The sequence below is a fragment of the Pseudomonas sp. ML2-2023-3 genome (assembly GCF_037055275.1).
Classification (GTDB): domain Bacteria; phylum Pseudomonadota; class Gammaproteobacteria; order Pseudomonadales; family Pseudomonadaceae; genus Aquipseudomonas.
The window spans coordinates 1683015-1700226 of the sequence record NZ_CP146343.1; the positions used below are offsets into that span (position 1 = coordinate 1683015).

The window sequence follows — 17212 nt, forward strand, 5'->3', positions numbered from 1 at the left end:
CAAAGGTCACTCGTCACCGTAAGCCCCGAGGGGCGGGTGGTCTTCTAAGCTATAGAGCCGAGATATCCGATAACTTCAGGAGTTGTCATGGCCACGCATGTGATCCGGCTTCACCGCGTCATCAAAGCAACACCAGAGCGCGTCTACCGTGCATTTCTGGATGCCGATGCCCTGGTCAAATGGCTGCCCCCGAACGGATTCACGGGCAAGGTCCACCACCTGGAAGCAAAGGTGGGCGGGACGTACAAAATGTCGTTTACCAACTTCAACAGCGGTCAGGTCCACTCGTTTGGCGGGGAGTACGTTGAATTGGTGCCCCATGAACTGATCCGCTACACGGACACCTTTGATGATCCTGACCTGCCGGGCGTGATGCAGACAACGGTAACTTTGCGAGAGGTCTTTTGCGGAGTTGAATTGAGCGTGGTGCAAGAGGGCATCCCCGGGATCATTCCACCCGAGGCGTGCTATCTCGGGTGGCAGGAATCCCTGGTATTGCTGGCCAAGCTAGTCGAGCCAGAGATCCCGTAACGCTGGTTGGTGCGGTTGCTTGTATCCCAAAATTAATGGGTTTTTTTTGGGATACAGGCCGGGATACAAGAGGTGTTTTTCAGGCACAAAAAAACCGGCTCAGTGGCCGGTTTCTCTGTGCTGCAAGTCCTGGTAGAGACTTGCAGATACTGCTATATGGTGCCCCGAGGGAGACTCGAACTCCCACTCCTTTCGAAAACGGATTTTGAATCCGCCGCGTCTACCAATTCCGCCATCAGGGCTCAATGGCGGCGAAGTATAGAGATGAGGTCTAGGTCGGTCAACAACTTATTGGTCTATTTTTACTAAGTCCGTTAAACTCCCCGGCCCTGCTAGACGAAACCTATCATGCGCGTTGCTGACTTTACTTTCGAACTCCCTGATTCGCTCATCGCACGCCATCCTTTGGCGGAGCGCCGCAACAGTCGCCTGCTGACCCTTGATGGGGAGAGCGGAGCACTGGCACATCGTCAATTCACTGATTTGCTTGAGCATTTACGCCCAGGCGACTTGATGGTGTTTAACAATACCCGGGTGATTCCGGCTCGCTTGTTTGGCCAAAAGGCCTCGGGCGGCAAGCTGGAAATTCTGGTTGAGCGGGTGCTCGACAGCCACCGCGTGCTGGCCCATGTGCGCTCCAGCAAGTCGCCAAAACCAGGGTCGAAAATCCTGATTGACGGTGGTGGCGAAGCCGAGATGCTGGCACGTCACGATGCGTTGTTCGAGCTGGGCTTTGCCGAAGAGGTTTTGCCCCTGCTGGACCGTGTCGGGCACATGCCATTGCCGCCCTATATCGATCGTCCGGACGAAGGCTCTGACCGCGAGCGGTATCAAACCGTGTACGCGCAGCGCCTGGGTGCCGTGGCTGCGCCAACGGCAGGCCTGCATTTTGACGAGCCGCTGATGCAGGCTATCGCTGCCAAGGGCGTCGAGACGGCATTTGTGACCTTGCACGTGGGCGCGGGTACTTTCCAGCCGGTGCGGGTTGAGCGTCTTGAAGATCACCACATGCATACCGAATGGCTCGAAGTGGGCCAGGATGTGGTTGATGCCGTGGCCGCATGCCGAGCCCGTGGCGGGCGGGTGATTGCCGTGGGCACCACCAGCGTGCGTTCGCTGGAGAGCGCCGCCCGTGATGGCGTGCTCAAGCCGTTCAGTGGTGATACCGATATCTTTATTTTCCCGGGCCGACCGTTTCATGTGGTCGATGCGCTGGTGACCAATTTCCATTTGCCGGAATCCACGCTGTTGATGCTGGTTTCGGCGTTCGCCGGTTATCCCGAAACCATGGCGGCCTACAAGGCTGCGGTTGAGCATGGATACCGCTTCTTTAGTTACGGTGATGCAATGTTCATCACCCGCAATCCTGCGCCGACGGCTCCTGCCCCGGCCCCTGAGGATCAAGCATGAGCAACTGTCGTATGTCTTTCGAGCTACTTGCCACTGATGGCAAGGCTCGTCGCGGTCGTTTGACCTTCCCCCGTGGCGTGGTCGAAACCCCGGCATTCATGCCGGTCGGTACTTACGGCACGGTCAAGGGCATGTTGCCGCGCGATATCGTCGATACCGGCGCGCAGATGATTCTGGGCAACACCTTTCACTTGTGGCTGCGTCCTGGCACTGAAGTGATCAAGAAGCACGGCGACCTGCACGACTTCATGAAGTGGCAAGGTCCGATTCTGACTGACTCGGGTGGTTTCCAGGTGTTCAGCCTGGGCGCCATGCGCAAGATCAAGGAAGAGGGCGTGACCTTTGCTTCGCCGGTAGATGGCGCCAAGGTGTTCATGGGCCCGGAAGAGTCGATGCAGGTTCAGCGTGACCTGGGTTCCGACGTGGTCATGATTTTTGATGAGTGCACGCCGTACCCGGCGGATGAAGATGTGGCCCGTGTTTCCATGGAGCTGTCGTTGCGCTGGGCGCAGCGCTCCAAGAATGCCCATGGCGACAACACGGCGGCTCTGTTCGGTATCGTTCAGGGCGGCATGCACCAGAACCTGCGCGAGCGCTCGCTCGAAGGTCTGAACAAGATCGGTTTTGACGGCCTGGCCATCGGCGGTTTGTCCGTAGGCGAGCCCAAGCACGAAATGATCAAGGTGCTGGATTACCTGCCCGCGATGATGCCCGCTGACAAACCTCGTTACCTTATGGGGGTTGGCAAGCCGGAAGATCTCGTTGAGGGTGTGCGCCGCGGTGTGGACATGTTCGATTGCGTGATGCCAACCCGCAATGCCCGCAATGGGCATCTGTTTATCGACACCGGTGTCATCAAGATCCGCAATGCGTTCCATCGCCATGATGATTCGCCGCTGGATCCGACCTGTGATTGCTATACCTGCCAGAACTTCTCTCGCGCTTATCTGCATCATCTGGACAAGTGCGGCGAAATGCTGGGGAGCATGCTCAATACCATCCATAATTTGCGGCACTATCAGGTGCTCATGGCTGGTTTGCGCGAGGCTATTCAACAGGGTACATTGGCCACCTTTGTCGACGCCTTCTATGCCAAGCGCGGGCTTCCTGTGCCGCCTTTGGACTGAGTTTCGGACCTTTAAGAAACAACATTGCAACTGGAGTGCTTAATGAGCTTTTTCATCTCTTCCGCTTTCGCGGACGCTGCTGCACCTGCCGCTGCTGGCCCTATGGGTGGCGGTTTTGAATGGATTTTCCTGGTCGGCTTCCTGGTCATCTTCTATCTGATGATCTGGCGTCCACAGGCCAAGCGCGCCAAAGAGCAGAAAGCCCTTCTGGGTAACCTGCAAAAAGGCGACGAGATCGTGACCACTGGCGGCATCGCCGGCAAGATCGTCAAGGTTTCTGACGCTTTTGTTGTTATCGAAGTGTCTGACACTGTCGAGCTGAAAATTCAGAAAGGCTCTGTTGCAGCCACGTTGCCTAAAGGCACGCTGAAAGCGATCTAAGTTTCAACTTTTAACAATCGACGGGGCGCGCAAGGCGCCCCGCGTTTTAAGCGGGCGGCGTGATTGATGCTGAACAAATACCCTCTGTGGAAATACTTACTGATCCTGGCAGTGCTGGCGATCGGTTTTATTTATTCCGCTCCCAATCTGTACCCTGATGATCCGGCGATTCAAGTGTCGGGTGCGAGCACGGCCCTGCAGGTCACTCAAGCTGATCTGGATCGCGCCACCAAGGCGCTGACGGATGCAGGCATTGCCGTGAAGGGCGCCACTCTGGCCCAGAATGGTAAAGGTGGCTTGCTGCGTCTGGTCAAGAAAGACGACCAGTTGCCAGCCAAGGATGTCGTACGCAAGGCCCTGGGTGACGACTATGTCGTAGCGCTCAACCTGGCACAGACCACGCCGCAATGGTTGCGTAGTCTGGGTGCTCACCCAATGAAACTGGGTCTGGACTTGTCGGGTGGTGTGCACTTCCTGTTGGAAGTGGACATGGACAAAGCTGTCGATGCACGCATGAAAGTGTACGAAGGCGATGTCAAAAGCCTGCTGCGCAAAGAGAAAGTGCGTTATCGCAGTCTGCCGCAACTCAACGGTGCCATTCAGTTGGGCTTCACTGATGAAGCTACCCGTGAGCAAGCGCGTGGCCTGATCCGCAAAAGCTTCAATGACTTCGACATTACTGCTGCAGACCTCAATGGTCAGCCGGTTCTGCGTCTGGTGATGACCCCGGCCAAGCTGGCGGAAATCCGCGAATATTCCATCAAGCAAAACCTGACAACCGTCCGTAACCGGGTTAACGAGTTGGGTGTTGCCGAGCCTTTGGTTCAGCGTCAGGGTGCCAACCGCATCGTGGTTGAGCTGCCAGGCGTACAAGATACTGCCGAAGCCAAGCGTATCCTGGGCAAGACGGCCAACCTTGAGTTCCGTCTGGCTGCTGAGCCGGGTGCTTCCAAGGCGACGTCCGAGACCTTTGAGTTCCGTGAGGGCAACCGTCCGACCGCGCAGATCGAGCGTGGCCTGATCATCACCGGTGACCAGGTAACCGACGCTCAGGCCGGCTTTGACGAGCACGGCCGTCCGCAGGTGAACATCAAACTTGATGGTCATGGCGGCGAGTTGATGAGCCGTTCGACCCGCAGCAACGTTGGCCGCAGCATGGCGGTAATCTTCATCGAGCAGAAGCCGGTGACGACTTACACCAAGAAAGTGGTTGATGGTGTTGAGAAGGACGTGCCGGTCCAGGCGTTCAAAGAAGAGAAAAAGATCATCAGTCTGGCGACTATCCAGTCGCCACTGGGCAGTCAGTTCCGGATTACCGGCCTGAATGGCCAGGGTGAGGCTTCCGAGCTGGCACTGCTGTTGCGTGCCGGTGGTCTGGCGGCGCCAATGTACTTCGCTGAAGAGCGCACCATTGGTCCTAGCCTGGGTGCTGACAACATCACCAAGGGTATCGATGCTTCGCTGTGGGGCATGCTGTTCGTGTCCCTCTTCATCATTGCCATCTACCGTTTCTTTGGTGTGATCGCAACGGTGGCACTGGCGGGCAACATGGTCTTGCTGCTGGCTCTGATGTCGGTGCTGGGTGCAACCCTGACCCTGCCGGGTATTGCCGGTATCGTGTTGACGATGGGTATGGCGGTCGATGCCAACGTACTGATCTTCTCGCGTATACGTGAAGAGATTGCCAATGGCATGACACCGCAGCGGGCGATCAACGAAGGTTTCAACCGTGCCTTTACTGCCATCGTTGACTCCAACCTGACAACCCTGCTGGTCGGCGGGATTCTCTTTGCCATGGGTACCGGGCCGGTCAAGGGCTTCGCGGTCACCATGTCGCTGGGTATCTTTACCTCGATGTTCACGGCCATCATGGTCACCCGCGCACTGGTCAACCTGGTGTATGGCGGTCGGGACTTCAAGAAGTTGTGGATTTAAGGGGCTGCCATGTTACGTACAATCAACTTCATGGGCGTTCGCAACGTAGCGTTCGGCGTCACTGTGCTGCTTACCGTGCTGGCTTTGTTCAGCATGTTCCACAAGGGCATGAACTACGGCCTGGACTTCACCGGCGGTACGCTCATCGAGCTGACCTACGAGAAGCCGGCTGACCTGACCAAGGTGCGTACGGAGCTGGCTTCGGCCGGCTTCCATGACGCCGTGGTGCAGAGCTTTGGTGCAACCACTGACTTGTTGGTGCGTATGCCGGGCGACGATCCGCTACTGGGTAACAAGGTAGCGGCTGCGCTGGGCCAGGCCGACACGTCCAACCCTGCGGTCATCAAGCGCGTTGAATTTGTTGGGCCGCAAGTAGGTGAAGAGCTGCGTGACCAGGGCGGCCTCGGCATGCTGATGGCACTGGGCGGCATCATGCTTTACCTCGCATTCCGCTTTCAGTGGAAGTTCGCGGTCGGCGCGATTGTGTCCCTGGTTCACGACGTGATCGTGACCATGGGTATCCTGTCCTGGTTCCAGATCACCTTCGACCTGACGGTGTTGGCGGCGGTGCTGGCGATCATCGGTTACTCGCTCAACGACACCATCGTGGTATTCGACCGGGTTCGGGAGAACTTCCGGGTGTTGCGCAAGGCCAGCCTGATCGACAACATCAACATCTCGACCACGCAAACCCTGTTGCGCACCGTGGCGACTTCGGTCTCCACATTGCTGGCGATTGCGGCGTTGCTGATCTTCGGTGGCGATAACCTGTGGGGCTTCTCGATTGCGCTGTTCGTTGGTGTGATGGCGGGTACTTACTCGTCGATCTATATCGCGAACGTGGTGCTGATCTGGCTGAACCTCAGTGCAGAGGATTTGATTCCGCCTGCGGCGACTGAGAAAGAGATCGACGACCGTCCATAACCTCTGGTTATAAGCAGGTTGTCACCTAAAAGGCGCGAGTATTGAACTCGCGCCTTTTTTTGTGCTCCAAGGCTGGGATTGATGTGGGATTTTCCTACGTATGATGGTCTGGAGGTTCACGTGAACAAGTCATTGCTGGTAGGTGCTGTACTGGGTGCTGTCGGTGTTACAGCCGGTGGCGCTTTTGCCACTTACAGCTTGGTTAAAGGCCCTGAGTCTGCGCAGGTGCTGGCAGTTGTGCCGGTCAACCAGCAGGTCAAAACGCCGCGTGAGGTGTGCAAGGATGTGACTGTGACGCGTCAGGCGCCGGTCAAGGATCAGCATCAGATCGTCGGTAGCGTGATCGGCGCTGTTGCGGGTGGTTTGCTGGGTAATCAGGTGGGCGGTGGCACCGGCAAGAAGATTGCTACGGTTGCTGGTGCTGTCGGTGGCGGTTACGCCGGCAACAAGGTTCAGGAAGGCATGCAGGAGCGTGATACCTACACCACGACCCAGACGCGCTGCAACACGGTCAATGACATCAGCAGCAAGGTTGTCGGGTATGACGTGCGTTATTCGCTCAACGGCAAGGAAGGCAAGGTGCGAATGGATCGCGAGCCGGGCAATGAAATTGCCGTGGACAAGGAAGGCAAGCTGATCCTGAATTAAGTTCATGTGGGGGCGGGCTGCTCGCGATGCGGGCGGCGCGGTCTGTGAGGCAAATTGCGGTGATGCCATCGCCAACAGGCCCGCTCCTGCATGGGGCAATTTCAAGGCCAAAAAAAAGCACCCCGAAGGGTGCTTTTTTTTGTCTGCGGGTTTCGCTTAGCGTTTCAGCGAAGCCGGCAGATGCGGCTGGATTGCAGTCAGTACAGCTTTGAAGCACTTGGTGTTACCGGCAACGATATGGCCTTTTTCAAGGAAATCGTGGCTACCGGTAAAGTCGCTGACCAGGCCGCCTGCTTCTTGAATCAGCAGTGCGCCTGCAGCCATGTCCCACTCGGACAGGCCCGACTCCCAGAAAGCGTCGAAACGGCCTGCAGCCACGTAAGCCAGATCCAGGCTGGCTGCGCCTGCACGGCGGATGCCGGCAGTCTGGCCAACCAGGCTGCGGAACATGCCCAGGTAGTTTTCCAGGTTGTCCATCTGGTTGTCGCGGAACGGGAAGCCGGTGCCCAGCAGGGCGCCTTCGAGGCTGGTGCGACCGCTTACACGCAGGCGGCGACCGTTCAGTTGGGCGCCACGGCCACGGCTGGCGGTGAACTCTTCCTGGCGAACCGGATCGAGAACCACTGCGTGCTCAAGGCGGCCGCGGTATTTGCAGGCGATGCTGACGGCGAAGTGTGGAACGCCGCGCAGGAAGTTGGTGGTGCCATCCAGTGGGTCGATGATCCACAGATAGTCTTCACCTTCACCGCTGCCTGGGTGCATGCCGGTTTCTTCACCGAGGATGCCGTGCGTCGGGTAAGCCTTGCGCAGGGCGTCGATGATTTTCTGTTCAGCAGCACGATCGACTTCAGAGACGTAATCCTTGGCGTCTTTTTCGTCAACCTTGATGGTATCCAGGCGCTCGATGGAGCGGAAAATCAATTCACTGGCGCTGCGGGCGGCGCGCAGCGCGATATTCAGCATGGGCTGCATGGACGTTTCACCTAAGGTTGTTAAAGAAAGCCGAATATTCTATCAGAAAACTTTGGCAGATGAAGGTTTGCGTTAGCTTTCGTAGCTTATGGCGTTTTGCTTAGGTAAGATTTGCTCCCTTTTGCTGGTCTGTGAGCGCTTCCTTTGTTGCCTAATATTCGTGTCGTTCTGGTCAATACCAGCCATCCCGGGAACATCGGCGGTGCTGCGCGTGCCATGAAAAACATGGGGTTGTCGCGGCTGGTTCTGGTGGAGCCAAGGTTGTTTCCTCACCATGAAGCCGATGCGCGGGCGTCAGGTGCGGGTGACATTCTCGAAAATGCTCAAGTAGTCGCGACCCTTGAAGATGCCTTGGTGGGCTGCAATCTGGTGCTGGGTACCAGTGCCCGTGATCGCCGTATCCCCTGGCCGCTGCTGGACCCGCGCGAGTGTGGGCAGAAAGTGGTCGAGGAGGCGGCTCAAGGTGCTGAGATTGCGTTGGTGTTTGGTCGTGAAGACTCCGGCCTGACCAATGAAGAGTTGCAGCGCTGCCACTTTCACGTGCATATCCCGTCCGACCCTGAGTTCAGTTCTCTGAACCTGGGCGCGGCCGTGCAGGTATTGAGCTACGAAATCCGCATGGCCTGGCTCGCGAGCCAGGGGCAGCCGAGCAAGATCGAGAAAGAGGAAGTGGCGTCCACTAAAAGTGGCGAGTTGGCGACCATGGATGAGCTGGAGCGCTTTTACGAGCACCTGGAGCAAACCCTGGTGGCCATTGAATTTATGGACCCCGAAAAGCCGCGCCACCTGATGGCGCGCCTGCGTCGGCTCTACGGGCGCAGTGCGGTCAGTCGTGCAGAGATGAACATTCTGCGCGGCATTCTCACCGAAACCCAGAAAGCAGCCCGTGGCGAGCTGCTCAAGCGCAAGGATTAATGATGTTTGAGCGTCTGCGTGAAGATATCCAAAGTGTGTTTCATCGTGATCCCGCGGCGCGCAACGCTTTCGAGGTGCTGACGTGCTATCCGGGGATGCATGCGATCTGGATTCACCGTTTGTCGGCGCTGTTGTGGCAGGCCGGCTGGAAGTGGCTGGCCCGTTTGGTGTCGAACTTCGGGCGCTGGCTGACCGGGATTGAAATTCACCCGGGGGCCAAGGTAGGGCGTCGTTTTTTCATCGATCACGGCATGGGTATTGTGATTGGGGAAACCGCGGAAATCGGTGATGACGTGACCCTGTACCAGGGTGTGACCCTGGGTGGCACAAGCTGGAACAAGGGCAAGCGCCACCCGACGCTGGAAGATGGTGTTGTGGTCGGGGCGGGCGCCAAGGTGCTCGGGCCGTTCACTGTCGGGGCGGGTGCCAAGGTTGGTTCCAATGCGGTGGTGACCAAGGCGGTGCCGCCGGGTGCTACGGTGGTGGGTATTCCGGGGCGCATTATTGTCAAAAGTGACGATGAGGCCGAGGCCAAGCGCAAAGCGATGGCCGAGAAGATCGGTTTTGATGCCTACGGCGTCAGTGAAGACATGCCCGACCCAGTTGCCCGTGCCATTGCTCAGTTGCTGGATCACTTGCAGGCGGTCGACGGCAAGCTGGATGGCATGTGCGGTGCTCTGAAAGATCTGGGTAGTCCTTACTGTGCGAAAGATCTGCCTGAGCTGCGCGAAGAAGACTTTGCCTGTGTAAAAGACAAGGACGAAAGCAAGGCGGTGTGAGGGTTGTGGGCTGAATGACGGGTGGGGGGCGGGCTTGCTCGCGATGGCATCACAGGGGTTTGCTTGAAACATGGCATCGATGCCGTCGCGAGCAAGCCCGCTCCCGCAGGATGCGTGTCGTGTGCCATTACGCCGCATACCCTGCTACAATGCGCGCGCTCTTTTGCGGGTAATCCCGACTAAAGTACTAGGTCTAATAGTTGACTTAAATAGTCGGGAATAGCATACTCGCCCCATTCCGAATTCCGTGGTACCTGTCCATGAGACTGACTACAAAAGGCCGTTACGCCGTAACTGCGATGCTCGATTTGGCGTTGCACGCACAGCACGGGCCCGTGTCCCTGGCCGATATTTCCGAGCGCCAAGGCATTTCTCTTTCCTACCTTGAGCAACTGTTTGCCAAATTGCGCCGCAGCAGCCTGGTTTCCAGTGTGCGTGGCCCGGGTGGCGGCTATCAGCTGTCGCGCGAGATGCAAAGCATTCAAGTGGCTCAGGTAATTGATGCCGTGAACGAGTCGGTCGACGCAACGCGTTGCCAGGGGCTTGGCGATTGCCATGCTGGCGATACCTGCCTGACCCACCACCTGTGGTGCGACCTCAGCTTGCAAATACACGATTTTCTCAGTGGTATCAGCTTGGCTGATCTTGTCACTCGCCGTGAGGTACAAGAGGTAGCCCAGCGTCAGGATCAGCGCCGCTGTAATGGCAAGGCGCCGCACCTGGATAAGATCGAAGCGTCCGCCGTCGAGTGATTGCTTAAAAACGACGGTGCGCCAGCCAGCCTGATTTAGGAGATAGTCCATGAAGTTGCCAATTTACCTCGATTACTCAGCCACTACCCCGGTTGATCCGCGCGTTGCTCAAAAAATGAGCGACTGCCTGCTGGTTGACGGGAACTTCGGTAACCCGGCGTCGCGTTCCCACGTATTTGGCTGGAAAGCTGAAGAAGCGGTAGAGAACGGTCGTCGTCAGGTTGCTGATCTGGTCAATGCCGACCCCCGTGAAATTGTCTGGACCTCTGGTGCGACCGAGGCCAACAACCTGGCAATCAAGGGTGCTGCGCATTTCTATGCCACCAAAGGCAAGCACCTGATCACCGACAAGATTGAACACAAGGCCGTTCTCGACACCATGCGTCAGCTGGAGCGTGAAGGCTTTGAAGTGACCTACATCGAGCCGGGTACAGATGGTCTGGTCACGCCAGCCATGGTTGAAGCGGCCATGCGCGACGACACCATTCTGGTTTCGATCATGCACGTGAACAACGAAATCGGCACCATCAACGACATCGCTGCCATTGGTGAGCTGACTCGCTCGCGCGGCGTGTTGTTCCATGTTGATGCTGCACAGTCTACCGGCAAGGTTGAAATCGACCTGGCCAAGCTCAAAGTCGACATGATGTCGTTCTCGGCACACAAAACCTACGGCCCTAAAGGCATTGGCGCGCTGTACGTAAGCCGCAAACCTCGGGTCCGTATCGAAGCTGCCATGCACGGCGGCGGTCACGAGCGTGGCATGCGTTCGGGCACCCTGGCCACCCACCAGATCGTGGGCATGGGCGAAGCGTTCCAGATCGCCAAAGAAGAAATGGCGGCCGAAAACGTCCGTATCAAGGCGTTGAGCGACCGTTTCTTCAAGCAGGTTGAACACCTTGAAGAGCTGTACGTCAACGGCAGCATGGTCCATCGCGTACCTCACAACCTGAACCTGAGCTTCAACTACGTTGAAGGCGAGTCGCTGATCATGGCGCTCAAGGATCTGGCTGTGTCGTCCGGTTCGGCCTGTACCTCCGCTTCCCTTGAGCCATCCTACGTATTGCGTGCCCTGGGCCGCAATGACGAGTTGGCACACAGCTCGATTCGTTTCACGTTCGGTCGTTTCACCACGGAAGAAGAAATCGATTACGCCGCGCAGAAGGTTTGCGAGGCTGTTACCAAGCTGCGCGCACTGTCGCCGCTGTGGGACATGTACAAAGACGGCATCGACATTTCGAAAATCGAATGGGCGGCGCACTAACAATTTAAGTCGCCGTAAAGTAGACGCTGTAAGCGCAGCGAACAGCAGCATTTACAGCGTCTCAAGAGCGACTCTCTGATGAGTGAGGATTAGTACCATGGCTTACAGCGAAAAGGTCATTGACCACTACGAGAACCCGCGCAACGTCGGCAAGATGAACGCGGAAGACCCGGATGTCGGCACTGGCATGGTCGGCGCTCCAGCATGCGGCGACGTGATGCGTTTGCAGATCAAGGTCAACGAGCAGGGCATTATTGAAGATGCCAAGTTCAAGACCTATGGTTGTGGTTCGGCAATCGCTTCCAGCTCCCTGGCTACCGAGTGGATGAAAGGCAAGACTCTGGATGAAGCAGAGACCATCAAGAACACTCAGCTGGCTGAAGAACTGGCTTTGCCGCCGGTAAAAATTCACTGCTCGGTACTCGCTGAAGACGCCATCAAGGCAGCTGTTCGCGATTACAAGCAGAAGAAAGGTTTGATCTGATCCTCGCTGCGTGTGCCTGTTAATGGCGCAGGCGGGGTGAAGAAACTGGCAAAAGGTAAGGAGTCACGATGGCTATCAGCATGACAGAAGCGGCTGCTCGACACATTCGCCGCTCCCTTGACGGGCGCGGCAAAGGTGAGGGGATTCGTCTGGGTGTTCGCACAACAGGCTGTTCCGGTCTTGCCTATGTGCTGGAGTTTGTCGACGAAGTGGGCGAAGAAGACCAGGTCTTCGAAACCCATGGCGAAAAAGTGATCATTGATCCAAAAAGCCTGACCTACCTTGACGGCACCGAACTGGATTTCGTCAAGGAAGGCCTGAACGAAGGCTTCAAGTTCAATAACCCTAACGTGCGCGGTGAATGTGGCTGCGGCGAAAGCTTCAACATCTGAGGCTAGTCGTGGGTACTCCTTGTCATTTTGCTTTGTTTGAGCTGCAGCCGAGTTTCAATCTGGATCTCGATCAGCTGGCTGTGCGTTATCGAGAGTTGGCGCGCGGTGTTCACCCGGATCGATTTGCCGATGCTTCCGAGCGCGAGCAGCGTCTGGCGCTGGAGCAGTCTGCCAGCCTCAATGAGGCTTACCAGACGCTCAAAAACCCTCCCAAGCGTGCGCGTTACCTGCTCGCGCTACAGGGTGGCGAATTGCCGCTGGAAGTCACGGTGCACGATCCCGAGTTTCTGATGCAGCAGATGCAGTGGCGCGAAGAACTTGAAGATTTGCACGACAGCGCCGATATGGCCGGTATTGCAGCATTCAAGCGTCGACTGAAAGTCGCTCAGAACGAATTGAACGACAGCTTCGCTGCTTGTTGGGATGATGCTGCGCAACGCGAGCAGGCCGAGCGCCTGATGCGGCGCATGCAGTTCCTCGACAAGCTCAACTACGAAGTGCGCCAGTTAGAAGAGCGCCTCGACGATTAACTCCGTGCTTCCCTGATTGCACGCCTGATTACAGATAAGTCCTGATTACGATGGCCCTACTGCAGATCGCCGAACCCGGCCAAAGTCCTCAACCGCACCAGCGACGTCTGGCTGTGGGGATTGACTTGGGCACTACCAATTCGCTGGTTGCTGCATTGCGCAGCGGCCTTTCCGAGCCTTTGGCTGACGCAAATGGCAACGTTATTTTGCCGTCTGCCGTGCGCTATCACGCTGATCGCGTCGAGGTGGGTGAGTCGGCGCGTCTGGCGGCTTCCAGCGATCCTTTCAATACCGTGCTGTCGGTCAAGCGCTTGATGGGTCGTGGTCTTTCCGACGTCAAGCAATTGGGTGAGCAGCTGCCTTACCACTTTGTAGGTGGTGAGTCGCACATGCCGTTTATCGACACTGTGCAAGGCCCGAAAAGCCCGGTTGAAGTGTCTGCTGAAATCCTGAAAGTGCTGCGTGAGCGCGCTGAAAAGACCCTGGGTGGCGAGTTGGTAGGTGCGGTGATTACCGTTCCGGCCTATTTCGATGATGCCCAGCGTCAGGCCACCAAAGACGCTGCCAAGTTGGCCGGTCTGAATGTCTTACGTTTGCTCAACGAGCCGACAGCGGCTGCCGTGGCCTATGGTCTGGACCAGTCGGCTGAAGGTGTGGTGGCTATCTATGATCTGGGCGGGGGCACGTTCGATATCTCGATCCTGCGCCTGACCGGCGGTGTGTTTGAAGTCTTGGCTACCGGCGGCGACAGTGCGCTGGGCGGCGATGACTTCGATCATGCAATTGCCAGCTGGATGGTAGAGCAGGCCGGTTTGTCTGCTGACCTCGATCCGGGCACGCAGCGCACCTTGTTGCAGGCAGCCTGTGCTGCCAAAGAAGCGCTGACCGATGCGTCCTCTGTGGCCGTTGCCTTCGGTGACTGGCACTCAGAGCTGACCCGTGAAGCCTTTAACGCAATGATCGAGCCCATGGTTGCGCGCAGCCTGAAGGCTTGCCGCCGTGCCGTGCGCGACGCCAATATCGAAATTGAAGACGTCCAGGCAGTGGTCATGGTGGGTGGTTCTACCCGCGTGCCCCGTGTGCGCGAGGCCGTTGCCGAGATGTTCGGCCGCCAGCCGTTGACCGATATCGACCCTGATCAAGTGGTCGCCATTGGTGCGGCGATTCAGGCTGATACCCTGGCAGGCAACAAGCGTGACGGTGGCGAACTGCTGCTGCTTGACGTGATTCCGTTGTCTCTGGGGCTTGAGACCATGGGTGGGCTGATGGAGAAGGTCATCCCGCGCAACACCACGATTCCGGTGGCCCGTGCTCAGGACTTCACCACCTATAAAGACGGCCAGACGGCCATGATGGTTCATGTGCTGCAGGGCGAGCGCGAGCTGATCAGCGATTGCCGTTCTCTTGCACGCTTTGAGTTGCGCGGTATCCCGCCGATGGTTGCCGGTGCTGCGAAAATTCGCGTGACCTTCCAGGTGGATGCCGATGGTTTGCTGAGTGTGACGGCGCGTGAGCTGGGTTCGGGCGTTGAAGCCAATATCCAGGTCAAGCCGTCATACGGTCTGACCGACGGCGAAATCGCCAAAATGCTCAAGGATTCGTTCCAGTACGCCAGCGACGACAAGGTCGCTCGCGTATTGCGTGAGCAGCAGGTGGATGCCCAGCGTCTGATCGAGGCTGTGCAAGCGGCCCTTGAAGTCGATGGTGAGCGCCTGCTGGATGCTGAAGAGCGCATGGTCATCGAGCTGCAAATGCAGGAATTATCCGAATTATTGAAAGGCACCGATGGTTACGCCATTGAGCAGCAGACCAAGCGTCTGTCGCAAGTGACCGATGCCTTTGCTGCCCGCCGCATGGACTTGACCGTCAAGGCCGCCCTGGCGGGTCGCAACCTGAATGAAATCGAGGAATAACTGATGCCGCAGATCATTTTTCTGCCACACGCCGAGCATTGCCCGGACGGTATGGTTGTAGAGGCTGAGACCGGCAAGACCATTCTCGAAGTGGCTCACGACAATCACATCGAAATCGAAAGTGCCTGCGGTGGCGTTTGCGCCTGCACCACGTGTCACTGCGTGATTCGCGAGGGTTTTGACTCGCTGAACGAAGCTGACGAGCTGGAAGAGGACTACCTTGACAGGGCTTGGGGTCTGGAAGCCACTTCGCGCCTGAGCTGTCAGGCTCGCGTCGGCACCGAGGACATCACTGTCGAGATTCCGAAGTATTCGCTTAACCATGCTGCCGAAGCGCCGCACTGATAAGGGGTTGTCATGAGCCTTAAATGGGTTGATGTGCAGGAAATCGCGATTCAGCTGGCTGAAGCTCACCCGGACGTCGATCCGCTTTCGGTGAATTTCGTCACGCTGCGCAATCTGGTCATGGCGCTGCCTGAGTTCGACGATATCCCTGATCGTGGCGGTGAGAAGGTCCTCGAAGCCATTCAGGGTTTGTGGATCGAAGAAGCCGACTAAGCTTGTAATCGACGTAATTATGAAATACCCAAGAACCCGCGTATAATTCGCGGGTTTAATTTTTCGCTTAAATCACTGTTTCTGGAGTTACACCATGGCTGTTCAACGCACTTTCTCCATCATCAAGCCTGACGCTGTTGCAAAAAACGTTATCGGCGAGATCACCACTCGTTTTGAAAAAGCCGGCCTGAAGGTTGTAGCTTCCAAACTGAAGCAACTGTCCAAAGCCGAAGCTGAAGGCTTCTACGCTGAGCACAGCGCTCGTGGCTTCTTCGGCGACCTGGTTGCTTTCATGATCTCCGGTCCGGTTGTTGTTCAGGTTCTGGAAGGCGAAAACGCTATCGCTCTGAACCGCGAACTGATGGGCGCTACCAACCCTAAAGAAGCAGCTGCCGGCACTATCCGTGCTGATTTCGCTGAATCCATCGACGCTAACGCTGTTCACGGTTCCGACTCTGAAGCGGCTGCAGCTCGTGAAATCTCGTACTTTTTCGCAGCTACTGAAGTAACCACTCGCTAAGTATTAGCTTGTGAGTGAGGGTGAAGACATGATTGCAACGACTGGCAAAACCAACCTGCTGGGACTGACTCAGCCGGAAATGGAGAAATTCTTCGACTCAATCGGGGAGAAGCGTTTCCGTGCCGGTCAGGTCATGAAGTGGATTCACCACTTTGGCGTCGATGATTTCGACGCCATGACTAACGTCAGCAAGGCCTTGCGCGACAAGCTCAAGGCCATTGCTGAGGTTCGTGGACCTGAAGTCGTCAGCGAGGACATTTCTACCGACGGCACCCGCAAGTGGGTGGTACGTGTAGAGTCCGGCAGCTGCGTCGAGACCGTTTATATTCCCTCGGGCAAGCGTGGCACATTGTGCGTTTCGTCCCAGGCTGGCTGTGCCCTGGATTGCAGTTTCTGCTCCACCGGCAAGCAAGGCTTCAACAGCAACCTCACCGCCGCCGAAGTCATTGGCCAGGTGTGGATTGCCAACAAATCCTTTGGCAGCGTCCCGGCAACCATCGACCGTGCCATCACCAACGTGGTGATGATGGGCATGGGTGAGCCGCTGCTGAACTTCGACAACGTTATCGCCGCCATGCATCTGATGATGGATGATCTGGGCTATGGCATCTCCAAGCGCCGGGTGACACTGTCCACCTCTGGCGTGGTGCCGATGATCGATGAGCTGGCCAAGCACATCGACGTCTCCCTGGCGTTGTCGCTGCATGCACCCAATGACGCATTGCGCAGTCAATTGGTGCCGATCAACAAGAAGTACCCGCTGGCCATGCTGCTTGATTCCTGCCGCCGCTACATGGCGACCCTGGGTGAAAAGCGCGTGCTGACCGTGGAGTACACCTTGCTCAAGGACGTGAACGACCACGTCGATCACGCTCGCGAAATGATCGAGCTATTAAAAGACACGCCGTGCAAGATTAACCTGATCCCGTTCAACCCCTTCCCGCATTCCGGTTATGAGCGTCCAAGCAACAACGCCATTCGCCGTTTCCAGGAGCTGTTGCAGCAAGCTGGCTATAACGTGACTGTGCGCACCACCCGTGGTGAAGACATCGACGCGGCATGCGGCCAACTGGTGGGGCAGGTCAATGACCGCACGCGCCGCAGCTCGCGCCTGATTGCGGCACGTGAGCTCAGCGCCGATGCCGATTCGGCGCAAAGCGCTGCGTCCGCGCCCTGA

20 protein-coding genes and 1 tRNA gene are annotated in these 17212 nt (G+C 57.1%); 19 read left to right on the top strand and 2 right to left on the bottom strand.

All coding sequences use genetic code 11. The annotated features are described in order from the left end of the window. Positions 1-87: 87 nt before the first annotated feature. Positions 88-531, top strand: coding sequence for an SRPBCC family protein (locus tag V6P94_RS07810; RefSeq protein ID WP_326398425.1), 444 nt, complete (start codon positions 88-90; stop codon positions 529-531). A gap of 157 nt (positions 532-688) precedes the next feature. Here the strand turns inward: V6P94_RS07810 and V6P94_RS07815 are convergent. Continuing rightward, positions 689-773 (bottom strand) — tRNA-Leu (locus V6P94_RS07815). Between the two features lie 106 nt (positions 774-879). Between V6P94_RS07815 and queA the strand changes: the two genes are divergently transcribed. From queA to V6P94_RS07845, 6 genes are all read left to right on the top strand, one after another. Continuing rightward, positions 880-1941: a tRNA preQ1(34) S-adenosylmethionine ribosyltransferase-isomerase QueA gene (gene queA / locus V6P94_RS07820; protein ID WP_095001476.1), complete on the top strand. Its 1062-nt coding sequence runs from the start codon at positions 880-882 to the stop codon at positions 1939-1941. 11 nt (positions 1942-1952) lie between these two features. Further along, positions 1953-3068 (top strand): tRNA guanosine(34) transglycosylase Tgt, encoded by a 1116-nt coding sequence (tgt, locus tag V6P94_RS07825; protein WP_133075983.1) that lies wholly within the window; start codon positions 1953-1955, stop codon positions 3066-3068. Positions 3069-3110: 42 nt separating this feature from the next. Beyond that, a complete protein-coding gene (yajC, locus tag V6P94_RS07830; protein WP_003443398.1) occupies positions 3111-3449 on the top strand; it encodes a preprotein translocase subunit YajC in 339 nt (112 codons plus the stop codon). A 66-nt stretch (positions 3450-3515) separates the two neighbouring features. Beyond that, positions 3516-5384: a protein translocase subunit SecD gene (gene secD / locus V6P94_RS07835; RefSeq protein WP_326398424.1), complete on the top strand. Its 1869-nt coding sequence runs from the start codon at positions 3516-3518 to the stop codon at positions 5382-5384. A 9-nt stretch (positions 5385-5393) separates the two neighbouring features. Further along, the gene (gene secF, locus V6P94_RS07840) at positions 5394-6308 is read left to right on the top strand and encodes a protein translocase subunit SecF (RefSeq protein WP_133075961.1); all 915 of its coding nucleotides are present in this window, start codon (positions 5394-5396) and stop codon (positions 6306-6308) included. Between the two features lie 120 nt (positions 6309-6428). Next, complete coding sequence (locus V6P94_RS07845) at positions 6429-6956, top strand: glycine zipper 2TM domain-containing protein (protein ID WP_133075960.1); 528 nt, start codon at positions 6429-6431, stop codon at positions 6954-6956. 156 nt (positions 6957-7112) lie between these two features. Here V6P94_RS07845 and suhB read toward each other — a convergent pair whose 3' ends face one another. Continuing rightward, positions 7113-7928: an inositol-phosphate phosphatase gene (gene suhB / locus V6P94_RS07850; protein ID WP_019823692.1), complete on the bottom strand. Its 816-nt coding sequence runs from the start codon at positions 7926-7928 to the stop codon at positions 7113-7115. A gap of 144 nt (positions 7929-8072) precedes the next feature. On the opposite strand from suhB, the gene trmJ reads away from it, so the two are divergent. The 12 genes from trmJ (at position 8073) to rlmN (ending at position 17212) form a co-directional block, all read left to right on the top strand. Next, on the top strand, positions 8073-8843 hold the full coding sequence (trmJ, locus tag V6P94_RS07855; RefSeq protein WP_019823690.1) for a tRNA (cytosine(32)/uridine(32)-2'-O)-methyltransferase TrmJ: 771 nt from the start codon (positions 8073-8075) through the stop codon (positions 8841-8843). 2 nt (positions 8844-8845) lie between these two features. After that, positions 8846-9622 carry a serine O-acetyltransferase gene (gene cysE, locus V6P94_RS07860; protein ID WP_133075958.1) on the top strand — a complete coding sequence of 259 codons (777 nt, stop codon included), beginning with the start codon at positions 8846-8848 and terminating at the stop codon, positions 9620-9622. Between the two features lie 260 nt (positions 9623-9882). Next, a complete protein-coding gene (gene iscR, locus V6P94_RS07865; protein WP_019823686.1) occupies positions 9883-10374 on the top strand; it encodes a Fe-S cluster assembly transcriptional regulator IscR in 492 nt (163 codons plus the stop codon). 49 nt (positions 10375-10423) lie between these two features. After that, complete coding sequence (locus V6P94_RS07870) at positions 10424-11638, top strand: IscS subfamily cysteine desulfurase (protein ID WP_133075956.1); 1215 nt, start codon at positions 10424-10426, stop codon at positions 11636-11638. A 97-nt stretch (positions 11639-11735) separates the two neighbouring features. Further along, complete coding sequence (gene iscU / locus V6P94_RS07875; protein ID WP_007929523.1) at positions 11736-12122, top strand: Fe-S cluster assembly scaffold IscU; 387 nt, start codon at positions 11736-11738, stop codon at positions 12120-12122. 68 nt (positions 12123-12190) lie between these two features. Beyond that, positions 12191-12514 carry an iron-sulfur cluster assembly protein IscA gene (gene iscA, locus V6P94_RS07880; protein WP_016779604.1) on the top strand — a complete coding sequence of 108 codons (324 nt, stop codon included), beginning with the start codon at positions 12191-12193 and terminating at the stop codon, positions 12512-12514. Between the two features lie 8 nt (positions 12515-12522). Then, complete coding sequence (hscB, locus tag V6P94_RS07885) at positions 12523-13044, top strand: co-chaperone HscB (protein ID WP_133075955.1); 522 nt, start codon at positions 12523-12525, stop codon at positions 13042-13044. Between the two features lie 50 nt (positions 13045-13094). Further along, positions 13095-14957 carry a Fe-S protein assembly chaperone HscA gene (hscA, locus tag V6P94_RS07890; RefSeq protein ID WP_326398423.1) on the top strand — a complete coding sequence of 621 codons (1863 nt, stop codon included), beginning with the start codon at positions 13095-13097 and terminating at the stop codon, positions 14955-14957. A 3-nt stretch (positions 14958-14960) separates the two neighbouring features. Then, positions 14961-15302 carry an ISC system 2Fe-2S type ferredoxin gene (gene fdx / locus V6P94_RS07895; RefSeq protein WP_003443365.1) on the top strand — a complete coding sequence of 114 codons (342 nt, stop codon included), beginning with the start codon at positions 14961-14963 and terminating at the stop codon, positions 15300-15302. 12 nt (positions 15303-15314) lie between these two features. After that, on the top strand, positions 15315-15515 hold the full coding sequence (gene iscX / locus V6P94_RS07900) for a Fe-S cluster assembly protein IscX (RefSeq protein WP_016779607.1): 201 nt from the start codon (positions 15315-15317) through the stop codon (positions 15513-15515). Positions 15516-15609: 94 nt separating this feature from the next. Further along, positions 15610-16035 (top strand): nucleoside-diphosphate kinase, encoded by a 426-nt coding sequence (ndk, locus tag V6P94_RS07905; protein ID WP_003443361.1) that lies wholly within the window; start codon positions 15610-15612, stop codon positions 16033-16035. Between the two features lie 28 nt (positions 16036-16063). Next, positions 16064-17212, top strand: a complete 1149-nt coding sequence (rlmN, locus tag V6P94_RS07910) for a 23S rRNA (adenine(2503)-C(2))-methyltransferase RlmN (RefSeq protein ID WP_133075953.1) — start codon at positions 16064-16066, stop codon at positions 17210-17212.